Origin of the sequence: Neisseria shayeganii (genome assembly GCF_014054965.1) — a bacterium.
Classification (GTDB): domain Bacteria; phylum Pseudomonadota; class Gammaproteobacteria; order Burkholderiales; family Neisseriaceae; genus Eikenella; species Eikenella shayeganii.
Genome location: NZ_CP059567.1, coordinates 1834177 through 1851278, shown reverse-complemented (window position 1 = coordinate 1851278; position 17102 = coordinate 1834177). Strand labels below are relative to the sequence as shown.

Here is a 17102-nt window from a genome sequence, read left to right as displayed (position 1 = left end):
AAATCGAATGCCAACTAATATATTTTTAGACTCCTACCAAGACCACTTAACAGTGACAGAAAAACAGCATATGTCGTTACGTCCTAAACTATCAGAACAAGATGACAGGATTTTTCTAAAAACTCTTGGTCAAAATGAAATGGATGCAACAGAGATTGCTCAATTTGTAAATATTCCATCTGTTGATGATGTTATCGGCTCAATCTCAAGGTTGCATCAGAATCATTTAATCCCTAATCCTTTGCCTAAACCTCTAACAAAGGATCATAAAATCCACTTCTATCGTAGTTGCTCGGAAATAAAAGATGCAATTGGATCAAAATACTGCAATTATTTGAAATCATCAGATAGCTAATTTGGTTTAACCAAACCGCTTTTCGACTTCCGCCCCAAACGGCTCCAGCACGTCCACCAGTGCCGCCAAATGTTTGGGGTGTTTTTGCGCCATATACTCGGCCAGCATCTCCAACACCTGCAGCGCCGTCGCCAGCTGGCTGGTTTCCGGCAGGATTTTGGTGTTGGCGGCCACGGTCTTGTTAAACGCATCGGCCAGGCTGGATAAGAGCTTGACCTTTTCGACGGGCGAGAGCTCGGCATCCACCTGCAACAGCTCCATCGTGTGGTTGTACTGCTGCAAAAAGCCCGCCATCATCGCGCGGCCAAGGTCTTCGATCTTGCCGCCGGCCAGCGTGTAGGCAGCGCGCAGCTTGTCCCAATCGTCGCCACGGGCCTTGGCCTGCTCGCGCCAGCGCCGCGCCGTGGCTTGGGTGATGCCGCACATCAGCGCGGCGGTCTCCAAGCTCTGGTTGCCGCTCACATAGAGCTGGCGCAGCTTGTCGCGGGTCTCTTGCGGGTGCGCCATATCACAATCCAAACTTGGCCTTAATCATCAGGATGCCGGTGGTGACAATGCCGCCCATCACGCCGCCGCTGGCCGCGCCGGCCACCATCGCCGTGCGGCGGCAGTCGGCGTGGATTTGCTGCAACTGGCCGTCCATGCGCTCCTGATTTTTGATGGTTTGGTCCTGCTTTTCGCGGATTTCCAGCAGCAGGGCCATCACCGGGTCTTGCCGGGGCATATCGTGTTTTTGCATCTTATTTGTCCGCCTTTCTGTCCAACTTTTCATACACTTTTGCCACGTCGGTTTTGATCTCTTTTAGCAGAGCCAACACCTCGCCTTTGTGGTCGCGGGCATCGCCCTTGGTTTGGTAGTCTTTTTCCACCGCGTGCAGGCGCTCGCGCAAGGCGCGGCGCTCGTTTTCGGCCTCTTTAAATCGGTCGGCCAAGGCGCGGATGTAATACCACAGCAGCGCCATCAAAAAGCTCATCGCGCCGCCGAATACGGTCTCAATCGTCAGGGGCATTACGGCCAGCCCTCCTCAAAATAGGTTTGACACAACACGCAGCGCGTACAGCCCGGCACCGCTTCCTGCCGCTCGGGCGGGATGGGCGCGCCGCAATCCTCGCAATGGCTGCGGCGGTAACAGCCGCCCAGCTGCCCGCGCGTATGCTGCAGGGCGGCTTCGCGGTGGCCGGCCTCTGCTTCGGCCGCCAAATCCATCTGGTCCATCAGCGCCCCTCCTGCCCCTCGCCATACCAGCGCTGCCAGCCGTCGAGCTGTGCCTCCAGCTTGCCCACATACGCGCCAAACTCGGCGGCATGCGAGAGCAGGTCGGCCGGGCTGCCCGATGCCGGCGGCAGCGGCCGCAGGGGCGACACCAACAGCGCCGCCGGTGCCGGCGGCATCACCGGCATCTCCACCGTGCGCACCGGCGCATCAGTAGCCGAGGGCGCGCCGGTAGAGGCGCAGGCTGTCAGGGCCGAGGCCGCCAACACAAGCGCCAGCTGCTGCATCCGATTGCACAACATCCGCTATCTCCTGTTTCATTCGGCCCGCTTGGCCATCCAAACGGGCATAGGTATGCGCCAGCTTTTGGCTTTGCACTTGGGCAAAGTCATGCCAGCGCTGCTTTTCGGCGGCGGCGGCCGCCAATTGGGCGCGGTAGGCCAGCTCCGCAGCCAGCTGCTTTTGCCGCCACTCCGCCTTAACCGCCGCCATCTCGGCCTCGGCCGCCGTGTCGCGCTTCAGGTAGCCCGCACGGTAGGCCAAGCCCGCCGCCAGCAACACCACCCACAGCGGCCACAAACGGCGCAGCCAAAACCAAACACTACTCCACGGCATCACGCTCTCCCTGTTTGATGGCCGCCACCTGCGGCACTGCGGCAATGCCGCGCTTAATCAGGGCGTATCCGCCCACCATCGCGCCGTATGCCCACCATGCCCACTCCGGCGTGTCGGGCATCACGGCAAATTTGTAGGTCATCACGCCGGCCGCCACATTGGCCCACAGCTTGGTGTGGCTGATTTGGCCGGTAGCCGGATTGCTGATGAGTCCCGCCAGCCACTTAAGCATGCTCATGCCTCATTGCGGCTGTAGCCGCCCTGATGCGCCAACACCGGCAAGTTGTAGCGGCTTTTGTGCGGCATGCCGCCGCCGTTGGGATACACCGGCCACACAAACGCCACCGCCCGCGCCCGCTCAAATTTGGCAATGCTGACCTTATTGCCTTGGTTGCCGCCCAAAATCAGCAGATTGCCTGCGCGGTCGCGGCCGACCACAAAGCCCACATGCCCGCCGCCTTTGCGGCCGAATACCGCAATACAGCCGTAGGCCGGCGCCTTGAGGCGCACGCCGGCATCCACCCACGCCAGGGCGCGATACCAGTGCTTGGGCAGGGCACGCCCGGCATGGCGGCAGCAATGCGCCACAAACGTGCCGCACCAAGGGGTCTCATCATCCCGCCACCACGCCTTGAGCGTGTTGAGCCAGTGGGTGATGGTCGGATTGTGGTTTTTGCCCGGCACCTCGGCCAAGCCCTCGTATCGTCTCGCCTCGATAATCCAAGGCAAATCTGTAAAAACCATAAAAAAATCCCAAGTCGTCAAACTTGGGATGATTATTGAGTAAGCCGCCGCCGACAGCCGTTTGAGCCGCCTCACCCGGTCAAAACAGGCTGTCCTGCACGTCTGCCGTTTGGGTCTGATCGGTGCGGTTGAGGATGTCCCACACCGTGCGGTCGGTCAGGCGGTGGCTGGCGGCCAGATTTTGTACCGCCCAAAACGCCGTCATGCCGTCTTTGCCGGTGAGCTCGTCAAACTGGCGGCGGATTTTGCGGTCGCGCAGCTCGCGCACCGCCCGCTCGCACTTGGGCAGCCACAGCTTTTCACGGTCGCCGAACTGCTCGCACAGCTTGTCCGCCGCCCGCTCGCCCACCACCTCGGCCAGCGCCGCATGGGTGGCCCGCCCCAATTTGCGCACATTTTTGGAGACCGGGAAGGTGGTGCCGCCGTAGGCGCGCAGCAGCGCAAGCGTCGGCTCCGCCCCAATCAGCGTCACCATCTCCAGCACGCTGCCCGGCAGCAGGTGGCGCACCGCCGCAAAGTCCTGCTCGTCGTACTCGTCAAACGCCGCCATGCCGCACCTCCCGTTTGCGGTTGGCGTGGATTTGCAGCGCCGCCACCAGCTTGTGCAACTTGTCGTCCGGCAGCCAGTGCACCTGATCCACGCCAAACATACGTTTGGCCATGCCGTGGGCGTAGGCCCAAGTCAGCCCGTTATCGAGCAGCAGCGCCTCCACCTTGCGGATCATCGCATCCGCCGAGCCGCGCGGGCTGGGGCGGCGGCCGAGATTGGGCCGCGCCGGCTGAAAACCCTGCCGCCCCATTGCTGTCAGCACTTTTTCCAGCTCGCGCAGCCCCATCTGGGCACACGAGTTTTTGCCGGTCTCGCGCAGCAACAGCGCGCGGTAGGTGTCGTCGTCCAAGCCAAGCTGTGCCTTGGCCACATGGATTTTGGCCTTGAGGCCGTTTAAATTTTGTCGCATCATCGCCCCCGATTCTGTTAAAATACAATTCTCTGTTTTGTTTTCCGTGGCCGCTGATGCTTGTGCGTTGGCGGCGTTTTTTTTGCAAACCGCAAACTGGAGCGGGCTGGGTGCAACCCGCTCGGATTTGCGTTTTTTAACAAATTACACTTTTACACCATTGGTAACAGTCATCTATTGACCTTATTTTTCAGCGCACCGGCGGCTTTAAACTTGACCGCGCGGCCTGCCGGGATGGTGATGGCCTCGCCCGTGGCCGGGTTGCGGCCCTGGCGTTCCGCTCGCACCGCCACCGAAAAACTGCCAAAACCGGGAACACTCACATCTAGGCCGTTGGCCAGCGCGGTGCTAATGACATCCGTTACCGACGCCAACGCCCGCTCCGCCTCGGCTTTGCTGGTATTGCCGTGTGCCGCAATGGCAGCAATTAGCTCTGATTTAGTCATGGTTTAATCTCCTGTTTAAAGGGTTTGTAACAGCGGCAAACCGTGCCGCGCGGGTTAATGTTTTTTGGGTGGCGGGCTGGCCAGCAACTGTGCTGCCATCACCGCCTTACTCAACAAAACGGCCGTGTGTTGAGCGGCGGTTAAATTGCGGGCACCTTGTTCCGGCAGGTCGCCCTCAAAATCCACAGCCGCACCGTCCGGTTTGTCCTCAATAATGATGGTAATTTTTGCCATTTTTAATCCTCCCAACCGCCTAAATACCCGGCCAGCTCCTCAATCATGGCCGTCAGATTCCGCGCCGCAATCAGCTGGCTGGCATCGGCCAATTCTGCGGCACCTGCCCCGCCTTGCTCCTGCGACGCCTCAATCAGCACGTCCAGATACCGGATGCGCTTAAGGGCAAAGTCTTGGGTGAGGGTAAAAGCCACCTGTTCGCGCCACACCAAGCCCAGCTCGATCACGGTTTTGCCGCTCTTGGCCAGCTGCACCACCTCTTCGGCGGTCAGGTCTTGGCGGCGCACCTTAATCTCGGGCGCCACATCGCCGTGGCCGCGCAACACCGCCTCGGCGTCCAGCTCAAAACCGCCCTCGGCCTCGCCGCGCAGCAACCATTCGGTCATCAGGGCGCGGGTGGTGGCACGGGTGCGCGGCCGGTGGGCTTCCAGCCCGCCCAGCGCCTCGCGCAGCTTGGTGAGCAGCTTTTCCGCTTTGGAGGCGGCGGCGCTGTCCACCAGCATCAGGCCGTTGCACAACAGGGCGTATTGGCGGCTGCTGCGGGTAAAGGCACGCGGCAGCAGGTCGTCGGTGATTTGCTCTTTGAGTTCCTGCTTTTCTTTGCGGCCTATGTTGCGCCCTTCGGCCGCTTCGATTTCCGCCACCTTGTCGGCCAGCACATCGCGCACCACGCCGGACGGCAACACCTTGTCCTCGCGCTTGAGCGACAGCAGCAGGGTATCGGCCACCGCGTGCACCATCTCCGGCCCAAAGGCCGAGGGCGGGGTAAAGCCCTCGCTGTACCAGTCCAGCCCTTGGCAGGGCGCGAAGCGGGCATTGTCCAGCGCGTCTTCCAATTCGGCAGCGGCCGGGGTTTCAGGTAGCCTGAAAATGCTGCATTGCTTAATCCACATGACAAGACTCCTTGTCGGACAAAACTTTCTCGCCGTTAATCCAGCCGTCGTCAAAATCACATTCCGCCGGTCGCACCCGTACCGCATGCCCTTTGACATCGTCCCAGTCCATATTGTTGGCCGCCCAATCCTCCACTTCGTAGTCGTGGGCAAACAGGGCTTCGGTTTTCGCCTCCGCCTCGTGGCGATGCAGACCTAGATGACGCACTAAATAGGTGATGCGGCTCTCGGCGATGATTTTGGTCGGCACCCGCCATACCGATTGGTCGGGCATGGTAACAAACAGATATTGCTTCATTTTTGCTCCTTCATCTCACACCCCCGCCAAATCCGGGTCGGTGGGCTCCACCACAAAATCCTCCACCCCGCTCACAATGCGGATGCCGGGCACTTGCCCATCGGCAAACAGCTCCGCCTCGTTCAGGATGGCGTCCTTATTGATTTCCTCTTTGGTGCGCACAAAGCGCGCCAGATTGGTTTTTTCTTTCAGGTAGCCCAACACCGCCGCCACGCCGGTTACCTTGACGCTGGGCGGCGCCACCCGCCATTTGACCAGGCCGGTGACAAAATCCACCGTCTTGCTTTTGCCGTTTTGGGTCAGCTCGCCACGGTTGGCCTCGCAAAATGCCTGCACGCTGGCGGTGAGCTCTTGGATCTCGGCCTCATGCGGCGCGGCCAAGTCGCGGTAGTGCTGCTCCAGCTCGGCTTTTTTGTCGCCCATCTCGGCCGACAAACGCTTGACCTCGCGCGAGAGGTCGCCGATGCGGCGGATGTGCGCCGCTGCTTCCGCTTTGTCTTGGGCCGCCACAATCAGGGCGGCGGTTTTGACGCGGGTTTTAGTCGTTTTAGCCATGTTTACAATCCTTTCCATATGCTTTTTTGGATGATTTGATAGAGTTTTTTCAGGTTTTCCCGCCCCCTGGCCTCCTGCTCCGGGGTGGCGTGGTATTGGTAAGTGAGCAGCTTGGGCTCGGGTCTTGGCGGCAGGCGCTCAATCAGCATTTTCGGTGGCGGCCAGCGTTCGGCGTCTAAGGCCAGCTGCGCAAAGGCGGCGGTGATGCGCCCGGCATCTTGCTGCCTGTCCCAGCCGATGCGCAGGGTGGCGATAGCCTCCAGCCACACTGCAGCAGTCAGCTTGATGCCTTCTTCCGGCGGTGCGCCTTGCAGGCGCAAAGCCACCAGCTTTTGCAGGCCGCGCAGCACCTCGTGCTGGACAAACGGTGGTAAGGGCTTAGGTGTTGGGGTCATGGATTTCAATCACCATTTCTTCCAGCGCCGCCATTGCGCCCACGGTTTTGCTGGCCGGTGTGACAGCGGGTCTATCTGCCGCCGGCGCGCTGGCCGGCATCGGCACCGCCTCGCCTTGTCCCTGCCACTTGCTGATCACCTCCAGCAGGTAGCCGTGGGACTTGAGCGGGGTGACCAAGTTGCCGTTGTCACGGCCGGCCAACACCTCGCCAAAGGCATAAGCCCAGGCGGCGGGCGGTGCGGGATAGGTTTTGCCGTTGCGCTGGATGTGACCGGCCTGCATCATCGGCAGCAGCTCCGCCATCAGCGTGGCCATGCGTGATTGCGACAGCGCCGACGATGCGGGTCTAAACAGGCCGAGGTAGCGCACCAGCCCGGTGCTCATCGGCCCGCCGATTTGCGCCACCGCCCACAAAGACTGCCGTGCCTCCTCATGGGCAATCAGCGCGTCTAGGGAGTTTTCGGCACCGCAACAGGGGCAACGGGTTTTCATGCTTTTGCCTCCTTGGCTGCCATACTGTCGATTGATTTATCATGATGTATTTCAAACATTTGTTTGCATTGAGGGCAGTCGCCGTAGCCCACATCCAGCCCCATACGGTGGAAAATACTGGGCTGACAGCCTAATGCCGCCCGGCAATAAGGGCACTCAATGTCGTAATGCGTTTTCATGCTTTTTCTTCTTTCAAAAATGCAAACCAATGGGTGCGGCCATGACGGCCAGTAGGGTGTCCAAACAAAGGTTTATGCGGGGTCAGCGCTAAAATCTGCGATACTTTGACTTGGTCTTCGTTCCACTTAAAAATCAACACACCACCGGGTTTCAGTACTCTGAAACATTCGACAAACGCACGGCGCAGGTCGTTTTGCCAATCCCCGCCAAGAGTGCCGTATTTTTTAGCTAACCATGATTGTTTGCCCGCGCTCACCAGATGAGGAGGATCAAGTACCACCACCCGGAACTGGCTATCGGCGAAGGGCAACGCAGTAAAATCAAGCTGTACATCCGGACTGATTTCCAAGTAGCGCAGGTTGCCACGGTCTTTCAGATTGTGTGTTTCGATTCTGATGTCTCCAAACAAGCAGCGTGGGTCTTGTTTATCAAACCACATCATCCGGCTGCCGCAGCAAGGGTCTAGGACTGTTGGCATTTCAGGTAGCCCCCAATCTCTTCAGGTCTTCGCCGCCCATCGCATGATGCAGTTGGGCGTGCTTACCTTTTTCATGTCCCAAAAAGCGGTCAAGATTGCCCGCCTGCTTGGCGTGGCCGCCGGGCGTGCTCTCGCGGGTTTTCGTTTGGTTTAATCCCAAGTTATCGCCAAACTGCTGCAACAGCGCCTGCTCGCGCTCGCCGTTGGCAAATTTGCCCACTTTGCGTTGCACCCCCAAAATCCAGCCCTTGCAAAACTCGTCCGCCCTGTAGGTTTTGTTTTTGGCCAACCGCACCCGCTTGAGCACGGTGGCCATATAGTCTTTGCGCGCCGCCTTAACTTGGCGCAGCAGCACATCGTAGGCATACGCCGCCAGCTCGGCCTTGTTGTCTACGCCGTAGTAGCGGATGCGCGGCTCTCGCCAATCCCCGCCCAAATACCACCCACAGCCAAACGCCCCGGCCACCGTATTGGCCAGCATCGCCTGCCAGCCTGGCATCTTGGCTGCCGTGCGGCCGGCGCAGCTGTGCTCGCGGATGTCCGACAACGCCACCTCCGCATCGCTGATGCCGTGCTGCCGCATCAATGCCTGCGCCTGCTTCAGCGCCTGTGCCGCTTCGTGCTCGTTGGCTGATTGAGACAAAGCCAAACACTTCTTGATTTTCTCCAGCGCCTTTTCTTTGTCCATCTCACGCCTCCATCGCCAAAAACTGATTCACAAACCCCACCACCCGCAGCATCTGCGCGCGGCTTAAGGTCATTTCGGTGCGGCCGCCGGCCTTGCGGATCACAAACGAGCCGTCCAAAAATCCGCCCACATTGATTTCCTCCGCCCAGTAGGGCTTCTCGTTGGCATTGGCCTGCAGCGGCAACATCGGCACCGCTACGGTTTCTTCCTGCTGCTGCACCGCCGCCGGCTTGGGTTCGGGCTTTGGTTTCCGGGCTTCTTCCGCCGGCTCGGTGCCGGCCAATACCCAGTGTCCGCGCCCTAGATTGACCAGCACGCCGGCTTTTTTCAGGTCGGTCAGCACATCGCCCATATTGCTGATGTGCGGCATGGCCTCTTTCAAATCCTTGGGCGACAGTTGTCGGCCGGGGCGGTTTCGGAAATAAGCGGCCACCTGTTCACGCTGAGTAGGCTGGGCAGGTTCTTGATCCGCCGCCTCGGGTTTGGGTGTTACCTGCTCCGCCGCCCGCCGCTGCGCCCACCATTCGCGTGACCAGTACAGGGTGCTGCCGGCAACGGTTTCGCTGTCGATAATGCCCAGCTCTTCCATTTTCACCACCGCATCGGTGAGCAATTCACCGCTGATGCCGCTGGACGTGGCAATGGCTTCCAGCGACATATTGCCGCCGTGCCGCATCGCTTCGCTAATGCGGCCGATGGCCTGCTTTATCTTGTCTTCCATTTTTACGTTTCCTTTTATTTCAATGCCTTGTAAAAATCACAAGGCAAAAATTTTTTACTCGCCCGTTTTTTTAACGGTCGATTGCTTGCGTGCTGCGGCCATCTCTCTAATCTGCTGCTGTCGCTGCATCTGCCGTATCCGCTGCCGCGCCCGGTAGGCCGCAATTTCTGCGCCGCTAAAACAGCGCCCTCGGTTTGGGTTGTATTTCATTTTTCTGCCTCCTGTTCGTCGGCCGGCTCATACACCACGCCGGCCATGCGCTCTAAATCATCCATTTGGGCATACACCGCCCGCAGCTTCGATATTTCGGTTTCCCACGGCTCCGGCAGTGATATTTTTTCCACTTCCATCGGCACCGGCTCCGGCCCGCAGGCGGTCGGGATCACACTTAAGCCCAGCCCAATCAACAGCGCACCCACCGGGCGTGCCACCCACAGTCTTAATGTTTCCGCTCTCATGTTTTGCTCTCAATTCTCCGGCCGTTTCGGACATTTCTGGCAGGCGCGCCATTGCGCCATCTTGCCGGGGTTGTGCGTCGGCGCCTTGCCAAACGCCGTCTGTTTGCAGATTTCCAGCGTGATTTCCGCTGCCCGGTGCGGGCAGTGGGTTACTGCATACACCTCGAGCACCCGCGCCGCGATGCGGTCGGTTTTGCCCTTGTATTTGCCGGACAGCACCAAGCTTACCGCCGTCTGGCTGTAACCCAGCTTTTCCGCCACCGAGCGCGTGCTGGCCGCCGCCGTCACCTGTTGCAACAGGCTCATCCAATCCGCTTGCTCACTCATCATCCGGCACCTCTCTCATTACAATCTCATCCAAATTCGGGTCGTACAATTCGCGGGCCAAATACAGTCTCGGTGCCCGTCCGCCCGTGTTTTTCAGCAGCACAAACTTTTTGCCGCCTGTATCTTTCAGGTAGCCCGCCCGCGCCAGCGTGCGGATATACTCTTTAACCGTTTTTTCGCGCGCCTCGTGCGTCATGCCCACATGCGCCGCCAATTCGGCCGCCGTAAAGCGGTGCAGGATTTTGATCGTGCGCCACAGCGTCTCTTGCAGCGGCTCGCGCGCCGGCGTGCCGTCTGCTTTGAGGCGCGGCGCATCGCGGCCCACGTCTTTGTGCAGGCGGTAGGCTTTGCGCGGCCGCGTGTAGCCCGGTATCTGCAAATCCCGCTCCGCCACCAGCCCGGCCAACACCAAGGCCCGCAGATAGATATGTGCCGCCTGCCGCGTTACCCCGGCCGTTTCCGCCAGCTCCTCCACATACCAGTCTTTGTCGCGCCGCTCGCGCAATGCCTGCCAAATCAGCCGGCGCGGCTGGCGCGGCTTGCTCAATCCGATGCCGCTCATACCCGCACCCCGCGCTTGGGCGACTCGCCCTGATAAAACTCAAACGCCGCCGCCTGCTGGGCATCCGCCAGCGAGAGGCGGTCAAAGCCTTGGCTGTCGGCCAAATCCGCCAAATTAACCAGATTGACCGTTACCCGCCGCACCGAGCCGTGCGCAATCTGCACCAAGTGGCGGATTAAATCCGGCTCAATCTGCACCTGCGGCGCATATACCTTGGCCAGCAGCACCGCGTCCGCCTCGCTCACCGCCTGCGCCGGCACCCATGTCAAAACGCGGCCGTGGAAGCGCTCAAAACGCTTGAGCTTATTGGGCAGCATCTCTTCGCCCACCAGCATCACCGGCGCTTGGCTGCCCTCATAGATGTCGCGCACCAGCTCCACCATGCCGGCCTTAGTCACCAAATGGTCGGCCTCGTCGATAATCAGCGGCCGTTGGCTGGCCGCCAGCTGCTCGCAAATCACATCCAAACAGCCCGCCGTAGTGCGCGCCGCCGGCACGCCCATTTCAAAGCAGACCTTTTCGAGCAGCGTTTTTTTGCTCCACACGCTGCGCAGTTGCAGATAATAGGCGTGGGTCTGATTGGCCACCGCCACCGTTGCCGTGGTCTTGCCAAAGCCCGATGGGCCGTAGAGCACTCCCAAGCCCGGCAGGCCGTCTTGGCGGTTAACCAGCTTATCCATCGCCACCGTTACCAGCGACAGGTTGTTAATATTGGCAATTGTCATTACAATAATCTCCGTTTAATTTCCGTTTAAACATCTTGCGAAACGGCATGGCGGCAATCCGTGCCGTTTCGCTCATTCAAGGTGATCAATATGTCCGGCAATCCAAATTTAAGCGCCACCGAAGCCCTGCAAATCAGGGTAGAGGTACTGGAGCAAACCAATGAAATGTTCCAAGACCTGCTTGTATGGGTCATCTGCGAAAGCATCAAAGCAGGCAACTCACGCCCGGAAGGTTTTAATAACTTCATTGAGGAGCTGCGCCGCCGTCATCCTGACTCCGAGGCAGAGCTTGGCTATCTGTCTGATGTGGTAAATGGCACGCTTGCCCACCACGGCTACCGCTTAGGCGGTTGAACCTCTCTTGTGCCGCCTGTTTCCTGTTGAGAGCCGCTGCCTGTCTGGCTTCTTCAGGCAAATAAACTTCAGTTTGTTTCATACATATCTCCTAAATATAAAAATTACCCGCCCGCCGCCCTGCGGCTCAACGCGCGGTACTCCTGACTGCTCGGATAACGGCGCACCCACACTTCCGCGCGCCCCGTCAAACCCGGCCGGTCTTTCATCTGCTCATACAGCCGCAGCCTTTCTTCCGGGGTGGCCGGCGGTGTCCATGCCGCCTCGGCGTCTTCCGCTGCCGGCAATGCCGCCGCTTCCGTTTCCGCCCCCGCCTGCAAAGCCGCCAAGGCTTCCTCGCCGCGCTGCGCCAAATCCGCCATATTCAGCACCATGCCGCCGATATTCAGGCTGCTTTCCTGATGCGTGATGGCGCGCACCGGTCGGGCAGATTCCAGCGTGTCCGCCCTTTTGCCCAGCAACTTGAGCTGCGCATCCACCCGCTTGTCTTTGGCTTGGTCCACCACCGACACCGGCACATAATCCACCCGGTTGCCGTTCCATTCGGCCGTGCACACCGGGCGGCCGCAGTCGTCGTAAATCCACACCTTTTCGGCGCAATGGATGTCGTAAGCCACCCGCACCAAATCGCCGTGATACTCTTCCAATCGGGCGCTGTAGTATTGGTTGTTGCGAAAATGCACCATGCCGCGCCGTACCGTGCGCAACACCTGCGGCATAAACAGCAAGTGCTTGTCTTCCGGCTTCAGCGGCACGATTTCCGCCCCTTCCTCCACCTTCAGCGCCCACATCTCGTTGGGCGTCATATGCCGTTTGATGCCCGCCACATCTAGGATTTTGGGCAGGCTGCGGTGCGGCCGGTTGTTGTAGCGCTCGACGTGCCAGTTGCAAAACGCCTCAAACTCCGCCCAAGTCGGCAGCAGATGCGGATTGAGCGATTGGATATTGGCCAGCGCCGGCACGCCCTTCAGGCTCACGCCCTGCCGCACCAAAGCACGGCTGGTTTTGTGCACCTGCTGTTTGGCCTCCGCGTCCATATCCTTGCCCATATACGATTGCAGGCTTTTGGCCGCCTCCACCCATACGGTCTGATGCAGCCGCTCGATCACGCCGCGTGCCTGCGAGCTGTAAGGCAGCGAGTGCATCATCGTCATGCCCAAGCGCCCCATTAAGCCCGTGGCTTCATCGGTCATCATCGCGTTTTTGTAGCCCTTGCCGTTGTCCACATACAAAACCGCCCCGATGCCGTTGCTTTCGCAGGCGTGGCTCAAGGCCATCAGCACCGCCATCCCGCTCTCCGCCAAATCCACGCTCCAGCCCACAATCTTGCGGGTGGCCACGTCGGCAATCGTGGTAATCTCCGGCCGAAACGGCTTGCCGCTGTCCGGGTGCAGCACCTCGGCATCAAACGTATGGCCGTCCGCCGTGTAGATGTCGGTGGGCGCCAAATGCAAAAACTCGCGCACCACATAGGGCTTGATGTTTTTGATTTCTCGGCTGCCCATCCGCCCCTTTTGGCGGCTCACATTGCCCAATTTGTCCAAAAAGCGCCGCACCTGATGCACGCTCGGCAGCTTGGCCAGCGGCTCTTCAGCCAGATGCGCCATGCAAAACCGCTCGTAGGCCGCCTGCACGCTGGGTTTCTGCGGCTGCTGGTAAAAATGCAAAAACAGCCCCGCCCATGCCGGCATCGCCTGACTGGCCTGCTTCACTTTCGGCACCAGCGACTGCGTTTCCTCCCGCCGTTGAAACCAGCGTTTCACCGTGCGGCTGGTGGGCAGCCTGCCTGCCGATGCCCCGCGCTCGTCGCGCGCCAGCTCAAACATCCGTGCCAAATGCTCAAAGCCCGGCATCTGCGCCTGCGTCAGCACCGTTTGGATGGCTTGCTCCATCTTCACGCCGCTTTGCTGCATCACATCTTCCACCGCCTTCAACACCCCTTGCCGCGCCCCGTCCACCAGCCGCTGTTTCTCGGTGGTGGCGGGCATTTCCGCCACCACCGCCGGCAGCACCGGATCGGCCAAGGCCGGCAGCGGTGCCGGCGCCGAGGCGGCCAGTAGATCGGCCACCTTTTTTTCCTGTATCTGTTTCATCACCTCGGGCGGCGGGGCGTACTCTTTGCGTTTGCCGCCTTTGCCGCCTTGGCATTCGGTTTCGATGTAAGGCCAGTTTTCTTTGGTGGCTTTGTATCCCAGCCCTTGTACCGACTTGGGCAAATCCAACCCCATTCCCACGAGCTCAGACAGCGCGTAGTGCGTTTTCATGCTGCGCCCTCCTCATATAGATAACGGTAACGAGGACGGATACGTTTGCCGTCTTTTGTCCATCGGTCTGGCCATAATTCATGCAGCGGCTTGCCCATAACTTTTGCGATTGCCCGCTCACCAGACAAACTGGGCTGTCGTAGAGCCAAACGTACCGCTCCGGCGCCCACCTTTTCTTGCCGCGCCACATCAGCCAGCGTATAGCCCGCCATCCGCAGCCGCGCTTTAATCATTTCTGGATGCATTTCCTTACTCCCCAAAAAATCACTTAATCGGCTGTCCGGTCGCGCCGGGCAGCCTGTTAAGCAATCTCCTTCCTGCGGGACAAACAACCCGCATTTCTCGGCTTTTTTCCAAGTTGTTAAAGAGCAGTAGCAAATCAGGTACAATCTTTTTTAAAGTTTATGTTTGCTATGTCTAAACATTATAGCTTTAAAGTAATCTTTTTCAAGCTTTAAAGATAAATAAATGCCTTATTTTTAATAAATATTTGATTTTTAACTGATTAAACTTTTTAAAGCTTTTTCTAAAGCTTTCCAGTTTAGCTTTAAAGAAGGGTTAGGAAATGAATCACCCCATAGAAAGGAGTGTCTCGGAGATTCGGGACATCGTAAAAAGAGCCGAAGAGCAGTCTGTACTATTGAAAATCCCCGGTACGGCGGCCGGCATTGATTACAGAGCAAAAAAAGAAGAATGGTTGTTTCGCGAAGTGCCGACACAGGGCGGTAAAAGCGGTGTGAAGCGCGTATATACTTTGCCAAGCTATATAATTGATGAGTTAAGAGAAAATGGATTACTTCATCTGCTTGACCCATCTGGGCTACCTGAAAAAACCGAGCCCGCAGAGGCAGGCACGGAGCGCCGGGAGCCATTGGCGGCCGACAGCGACAACGTACCCTACGTCATGCGCCCGCACGTCAAAACCTATGATGCTTGGGCGGAGCGGCAGGACAAAGAGCGCATCGTCCCCGTGCGCTACCACGTCAATGTTTTCGGCAGCGCCGGCAACGGCTACGAGCTATTCAGCGACGTGGAGACCGAGGCCATGTGGTTCCGCGCCTCTTTCTTTGATTACTTGGGCGTCTCGCCCGATAAGTGCTTCTGTACCCGCGTCAAAGGCGACAGCATGCACCCAACCTTGCTCGACCGTGGCACCGTGCTCTGGCAAATGGCCAACCGCTACACCAGCGAGGGCATCTACCTGTTCCGCCAAGTCAACGAGCTGCGCATCAAGCGCCTGCAAATGGTCAACCGCCACACCGTGCAAATCGTCAGCGACAGCAGCGACAAAGACATCTACCCCACCACGCTGCTGGATTTGTCCGAGCTCCAAGACCACGAGTTCGAGATTTACGGCCGTTATTTATGGGATTGCGGCATCGCCCACTAACTTTGGATCATTCCGCAAACATTTTGCGGACAAAAAAAGCGCAAAATTGATTATTTCCCAATCAATTTTGCGCGCATTTTTCGCAATTCCAGTTTTTGCCTATTTTTCGCCTTGTTTTTTGATTCCCTTAGATTTTTACCCGTTTTTTGTGCTGTCCTGTCATGGACAAAACAATCACCCCCCCACAGCGTTGTGCGCTGCTCGCTCGCTTGCCTATCTATATGATATGTCTTCGCTCGCTGCGCTGCTACGCCTTGAACTGCATCCACATCTGGGGGTTTTGCAAAGGTCTCAGGCTACCTGAAACAAAAAGCCGAGGGCCGTTTCGCAAACCAAGAAAAAAAGCAGGTTGGGCAACCTGCTTTTTTTGTTGGCCGGCGGGCTCAGCGTTCGGCCAGCCAGCGGCGGATGCGTTCCACGCCTTCCTGCATATGGGCGGTTTCGCGGGTGTAGGCAAAGCGCAGGTAGTGGCCGGTGCGGTGGCGGCCGAAGTCGATGCCAGGGGTGCAGGCTACCTGAATATCGGCCAGCATCTGTTTGGCGAAGGCGTAGCTGTCGTCGGTGTAGCGGGAAACGTCGGCCCACAGGTAAAACGCGCCCTGCGGTTTGGCGTCAATGGGAAACAGGGGGTTGAGCGCCTGATAGAGGAAGTCGCGGCGGGCTTTGAACTGCTCGCGGATGCCGTTCAGGTAGCCTTCATCGAAGGCGGCTAGGGCGCCGTATTGGCTGAGGGTGGGCGCGCAGATAAACAGGTTTTGCGCCACGACTTCGGCGGCGCGTACTTTGTGTTCGGGCACGATGACCCAGCCCAAGCGGGCGCCGGGCATACAGAAGTATTTGGAAAAGCCGTTGATGACGTAGGCGTCGGGGTTGAACTGCAGGGCGGTGGCGGCTTGGCCGTCGTACACCAGGCCGTGGTAGAGCTCGTCGGAAATAAAGGCGGTGCCGTGCGTGCGGCAGTGTTCGTTTAGGGCCTGCAGCCGTTCGGGGGTGTAGAGGTTGCCGGTGGGGTTGGCGGGCGAGGAAATCTGCAGGGCGGCCAGTCGGCGGCCGTGCAGTTGGTCGGGATGGAGTTGGTAGTGGTCTTCGGCGCCGACGGGGAAAAACTCGGGTGTCACGTCGAGCAGGTGGGCGAAGTTTTGGTAGCAGGGGTAGGAGGGGTCGGTGAGGCCGAGGCGGCTGTCGGGCGGCAGGGTGAGGGCGTAGGCGATGAGGAAGGCGCCGCTGGTGCCGGGGGTGAGCAGGATGCGCTCGGGGGCAACATGTACGCCGTATTCGTTTTGGTAGTGGGCGCTGATTTTTTCGCGCAGCTCGGGCAGGCCGAGGCTTTCGGTGTAGCTGAAGCGGTTGTCGGCCACGGCCTGCTGCAGGGCGGCTTTGACGGCGGGGGCGGGCGGCAGGTCGGGCTGGCCGATTTCGAAGTGGACGGCGTGGGGATAACGGGCGGCTTCGCGCACGATGTCCATTACGATAAAGGCGTTCATTTTTTGGTCGCGCATAGGGGGCTTTCGGACGGGGTAATCATATTGAAGGCTGAGACCTTTGCAAAATCCCCATCTGCGGCGCATTTCTGCGTTGTGCGCTGCTCGCTCGCTTGCCTATCTATATGATATGTCTGCGCTCGCTGCGCTGCTACGCCTTGAACTGCATCCACATCTGGGGATTTTGCAAAGGTCTCATATCATCTAGATAGGCAAGTGAGCAAGCAGTACCCATAGGGCATAAACGCACAACGCAGAAATGCGCCGCAGATGG

34 protein-coding genes are annotated in these 17102 nt (G+C 58.9%); 5 read left to right on the top strand and 29 right to left on the bottom strand.

Annotation, left to right across the window (positions count from 1 at the left end; genetic code table 11):
* Positions 1 to 7 precede the first annotated feature (7 nt).
* Positions 8 to 355: a hypothetical protein gene (locus H3L94_RS09015; RefSeq protein ID WP_182121743.1), complete on the top strand. Its 348-nt coding sequence runs from the start codon at positions 8 to 10 to the stop codon at positions 353 to 355.
* 6 nt (positions 356 to 361) lie between these two features.
* On the opposite strand, the gene H3L94_RS09010 is transcribed toward H3L94_RS09015, so the two are convergent.
* From H3L94_RS09010 to H3L94_RS08885, 26 genes are all read right to left on the bottom strand, one after another.
* On the bottom strand, positions 362 to 862 hold the full coding sequence (locus tag H3L94_RS09010) for a DUF1804 family protein (RefSeq protein WP_182121742.1): 501 nt from the start codon (positions 860 to 862) through the stop codon (positions 362 to 364).
* Position 863: 1 nt separating this feature from the next.
* Positions 864 to 1094, bottom strand: coding sequence for a hypothetical protein (locus tag H3L94_RS09005; protein WP_425325917.1), 231 nt, complete (start codon positions 1092 to 1094; stop codon positions 864 to 866).
* Between the two features lies 1 nt (position 1095).
* Positions 1096 to 1365, bottom strand: a complete 270-nt coding sequence (locus H3L94_RS09000) for a hypothetical protein (protein ID WP_182121741.1) — start codon at positions 1363 to 1365, stop codon at positions 1096 to 1098.
* On the bottom strand, positions 1365 to 1571 hold the full coding sequence (locus tag H3L94_RS08995) for a TraR/DksA family transcriptional regulator (RefSeq protein ID WP_182121740.1): 207 nt from the start codon (positions 1569 to 1571) through the stop codon (positions 1365 to 1367). Before H3L94_RS08995 ends, H3L94_RS09000 begins: the two co-directional genes overlap by 1 nt.
* Positions 1571 to 1837, bottom strand: a complete 267-nt coding sequence (locus H3L94_RS08990; RefSeq protein ID WP_425325916.1) for a hypothetical protein — start codon at positions 1835 to 1837, stop codon at positions 1571 to 1573. The genes H3L94_RS08995 and H3L94_RS08990 overlap by 1 nt, the downstream gene beginning before the upstream one ends.
* The gene (locus H3L94_RS08985; RefSeq protein ID WP_182121738.1) at positions 1779 to 2183 is read right to left on the bottom strand and encodes a hypothetical protein; all 405 of its coding nucleotides are present in this window, start codon (positions 2181 to 2183) and stop codon (positions 1779 to 1781) included. Before H3L94_RS08985 ends, H3L94_RS08990 begins: the two co-directional genes overlap by 59 nt.
* Entirely contained in the window at positions 2170 to 2421 is a 252-nt protein-coding gene (locus H3L94_RS08980) for a hypothetical protein (protein ID WP_182121737.1), read from the bottom strand. The genes H3L94_RS08985 and H3L94_RS08980 overlap by 14 nt, the downstream gene beginning before the upstream one ends.
* Entirely contained in the window at positions 2418 to 2927 is a 510-nt protein-coding gene (locus H3L94_RS08975; protein WP_182121736.1) for a TIGR02594 family protein, read from the bottom strand. The genes H3L94_RS08980 and H3L94_RS08975 overlap by 4 nt, the downstream gene beginning before the upstream one ends.
* 79 nt (positions 2928 to 3006) lie before the next feature.
* Complete coding sequence (locus tag H3L94_RS08970) at positions 3007 to 3477, bottom strand: Mor transcription activator family protein (RefSeq protein ID WP_182121735.1); 471 nt, start codon at positions 3475 to 3477, stop codon at positions 3007 to 3009.
* Positions 3464 to 3886, bottom strand: a complete 423-nt coding sequence (locus H3L94_RS08965; protein WP_182123147.1) for a gp16 family protein — start codon at positions 3884 to 3886, stop codon at positions 3464 to 3466. Before H3L94_RS08965 ends, H3L94_RS08970 begins: the two co-directional genes overlap by 14 nt.
* Positions 3887 to 4056: 170 nt before the next feature.
* Positions 4057 to 4332 (bottom strand): HU family DNA-binding protein, encoded by a 276-nt coding sequence (locus H3L94_RS08960; protein ID WP_182121734.1) that lies wholly within the window; start codon positions 4330 to 4332, stop codon positions 4057 to 4059.
* Between the two features lie 54 nt (positions 4333 to 4386).
* Positions 4387 to 4566, bottom strand: coding sequence for a hypothetical protein (locus H3L94_RS08955; protein ID WP_182121733.1), 180 nt, complete (start codon positions 4564 to 4566; stop codon positions 4387 to 4389).
* A gap of 2 nt (positions 4567 to 4568) precedes the next feature.
* A complete protein-coding gene (locus H3L94_RS08950) occupies positions 4569 to 5459 on the bottom strand; it encodes a recombination-associated protein RdgC (protein WP_182121732.1) in 891 nt (296 codons plus the stop codon).
* Positions 5449 to 5757, bottom strand: coding sequence for a hypothetical protein (locus tag H3L94_RS08945; protein ID WP_182121731.1), 309 nt, complete (start codon positions 5755 to 5757; stop codon positions 5449 to 5451). The genes H3L94_RS08950 and H3L94_RS08945 overlap by 11 nt, the downstream gene beginning before the upstream one ends.
* A 15-nt stretch (positions 5758 to 5772) precedes the next feature.
* Positions 5773 to 6312, bottom strand: coding sequence for a host-nuclease inhibitor Gam family protein (locus H3L94_RS08940; RefSeq protein ID WP_182121730.1), 540 nt, complete (start codon positions 6310 to 6312; stop codon positions 5773 to 5775).
* Between the two features lie 2 nt (positions 6313 to 6314).
* Positions 6315 to 6707 (bottom strand): hypothetical protein, encoded by a 393-nt coding sequence (locus tag H3L94_RS08935; RefSeq protein WP_182121729.1) that lies wholly within the window; start codon positions 6705 to 6707, stop codon positions 6315 to 6317.
* Positions 6691 to 7200 carry a hypothetical protein gene (locus H3L94_RS08930; protein ID WP_182121728.1) on the bottom strand — a complete coding sequence of 170 codons (510 nt, stop codon included), beginning with the start codon at positions 7198 to 7200 and terminating at the stop codon, positions 6691 to 6693. Before H3L94_RS08930 ends, H3L94_RS08935 begins: the two co-directional genes overlap by 17 nt.
* Positions 7197 to 7379, bottom strand: a complete 183-nt coding sequence (locus H3L94_RS08925; RefSeq protein ID WP_182121727.1) for a hypothetical protein — start codon at positions 7377 to 7379, stop codon at positions 7197 to 7199. The genes H3L94_RS08930 and H3L94_RS08925 overlap by 4 nt, the downstream gene beginning before the upstream one ends.
* Positions 7376 to 7822, bottom strand: a complete 447-nt coding sequence (locus tag H3L94_RS08920) for a class I SAM-dependent methyltransferase (protein WP_182121726.1) — start codon at positions 7820 to 7822, stop codon at positions 7376 to 7378. The genes H3L94_RS08925 and H3L94_RS08920 overlap by 4 nt, the downstream gene beginning before the upstream one ends.
* 37 nt (positions 7823 to 7859) lie before the next feature.
* Positions 7860 to 8546 carry a DUF2786 domain-containing protein gene (locus H3L94_RS08915; RefSeq protein ID WP_182121725.1) on the bottom strand — a complete coding sequence of 229 codons (687 nt, stop codon included), beginning with the start codon at positions 8544 to 8546 and terminating at the stop codon, positions 7860 to 7862.
* 1 nt (position 8547) lies between these two features.
* Complete coding sequence (locus H3L94_RS08910) at positions 8548 to 9267, bottom strand: hypothetical protein (RefSeq protein WP_182121724.1); 720 nt, start codon at positions 9265 to 9267, stop codon at positions 8548 to 8550.
* A 54-nt stretch (positions 9268 to 9321) separates the two neighbouring features.
* Complete coding sequence (locus H3L94_RS08905) at positions 9322 to 9477, bottom strand: hypothetical protein (RefSeq protein WP_182121723.1); 156 nt, start codon at positions 9475 to 9477, stop codon at positions 9322 to 9324.
* Complete coding sequence (locus H3L94_RS08900; protein ID WP_182121722.1) at positions 9474 to 9725, bottom strand: hypothetical protein; 252 nt, start codon at positions 9723 to 9725, stop codon at positions 9474 to 9476. The genes H3L94_RS08905 and H3L94_RS08900 overlap by 4 nt, the downstream gene beginning before the upstream one ends.
* A gap of 9 nt (positions 9726 to 9734) precedes the next feature.
* Positions 9735 to 10055 carry an XRE family transcriptional regulator gene (locus tag H3L94_RS08895; RefSeq protein WP_244958741.1) on the bottom strand — a complete coding sequence of 107 codons (321 nt, stop codon included), beginning with the start codon at positions 10053 to 10055 and terminating at the stop codon, positions 9735 to 9737.
* Positions 10045 to 10614 carry a hypothetical protein gene (locus H3L94_RS08890; protein WP_182121721.1) on the bottom strand — a complete coding sequence of 190 codons (570 nt, stop codon included), beginning with the start codon at positions 10612 to 10614 and terminating at the stop codon, positions 10045 to 10047. Before H3L94_RS08890 ends, H3L94_RS08895 begins: the two co-directional genes overlap by 11 nt.
* Positions 10611 to 11339: an AAA family ATPase gene (locus H3L94_RS08885; RefSeq protein ID WP_182121720.1), complete on the bottom strand. Its 729-nt coding sequence runs from the start codon at positions 11337 to 11339 to the stop codon at positions 10611 to 10613. Before H3L94_RS08885 ends, H3L94_RS08890 begins: the two co-directional genes overlap by 4 nt.
* Before the next feature lie 90 nt (positions 11340 to 11429).
* Between H3L94_RS08885 and H3L94_RS08880 the strand changes: the two genes are divergently transcribed.
* Positions 11430 to 11693: a hypothetical protein gene (locus tag H3L94_RS08880; protein WP_182121719.1), complete on the top strand. Its 264-nt coding sequence runs from the start codon at positions 11430 to 11432 to the stop codon at positions 11691 to 11693.
* 104 nt (positions 11694 to 11797) lie between these two features.
* On the opposite strand, the gene H3L94_RS08875 is transcribed toward H3L94_RS08880, so the two are convergent.
* Both H3L94_RS08875 and H3L94_RS08870 read right to left on the bottom strand, forming a co-directional pair.
* On the bottom strand, positions 11798 to 13957 hold the full coding sequence (locus tag H3L94_RS08875) for a Mu transposase C-terminal domain-containing protein (RefSeq protein ID WP_182121718.1): 2160 nt from the start codon (positions 13955 to 13957) through the stop codon (positions 11798 to 11800).
* On the bottom strand, positions 13954 to 14202 hold the full coding sequence (locus H3L94_RS08870) for a helix-turn-helix domain-containing protein (protein WP_182121717.1): 249 nt from the start codon (positions 14200 to 14202) through the stop codon (positions 13954 to 13956). The genes H3L94_RS08875 and H3L94_RS08870 overlap by 4 nt, the downstream gene beginning before the upstream one ends.
* A gap of 659 nt (positions 14203 to 14861) precedes the next feature.
* Between H3L94_RS08870 and H3L94_RS12615 the strand changes: the two genes are divergently transcribed.
* Positions 14862 to 15347, top strand: coding sequence for a S24 family peptidase (locus H3L94_RS12615; RefSeq protein WP_244958739.1), 486 nt, complete (start codon positions 14862 to 14864; stop codon positions 15345 to 15347).
* A 151-nt stretch (positions 15348 to 15498) separates the two neighbouring features.
* Positions 15499 to 15651 carry a lipoprotein signal peptidase gene (locus tag H3L94_RS12610; RefSeq protein ID WP_244958893.1) on the top strand — a complete coding sequence of 51 codons (153 nt, stop codon included), beginning with the start codon at positions 15499 to 15501 and terminating at the stop codon, positions 15649 to 15651.
* 79 nt (positions 15652 to 15730) lie between these two features.
* Here the strand turns inward: H3L94_RS12610 and H3L94_RS08860 are convergent, their stop codons facing one another.
* Positions 15731 to 16846: an aminotransferase class I/II-fold pyridoxal phosphate-dependent enzyme gene (locus H3L94_RS08860; RefSeq protein ID WP_182121715.1), complete on the bottom strand. Its 1116-nt coding sequence runs from the start codon at positions 16844 to 16846 to the stop codon at positions 15731 to 15733.
* A 34-nt stretch (positions 16847 to 16880) separates the two neighbouring features.
* Between H3L94_RS08860 and H3L94_RS12605 the strand changes: the two genes are divergently transcribed.
* Positions 16881 to 17036 carry a lipoprotein signal peptidase gene (locus H3L94_RS12605; RefSeq protein WP_244958891.1) on the top strand — a complete coding sequence of 52 codons (156 nt, stop codon included), beginning with the start codon at positions 16881 to 16883 and terminating at the stop codon, positions 17034 to 17036.
* Positions 17037 to 17102: the final 66 nt, after the last annotated feature.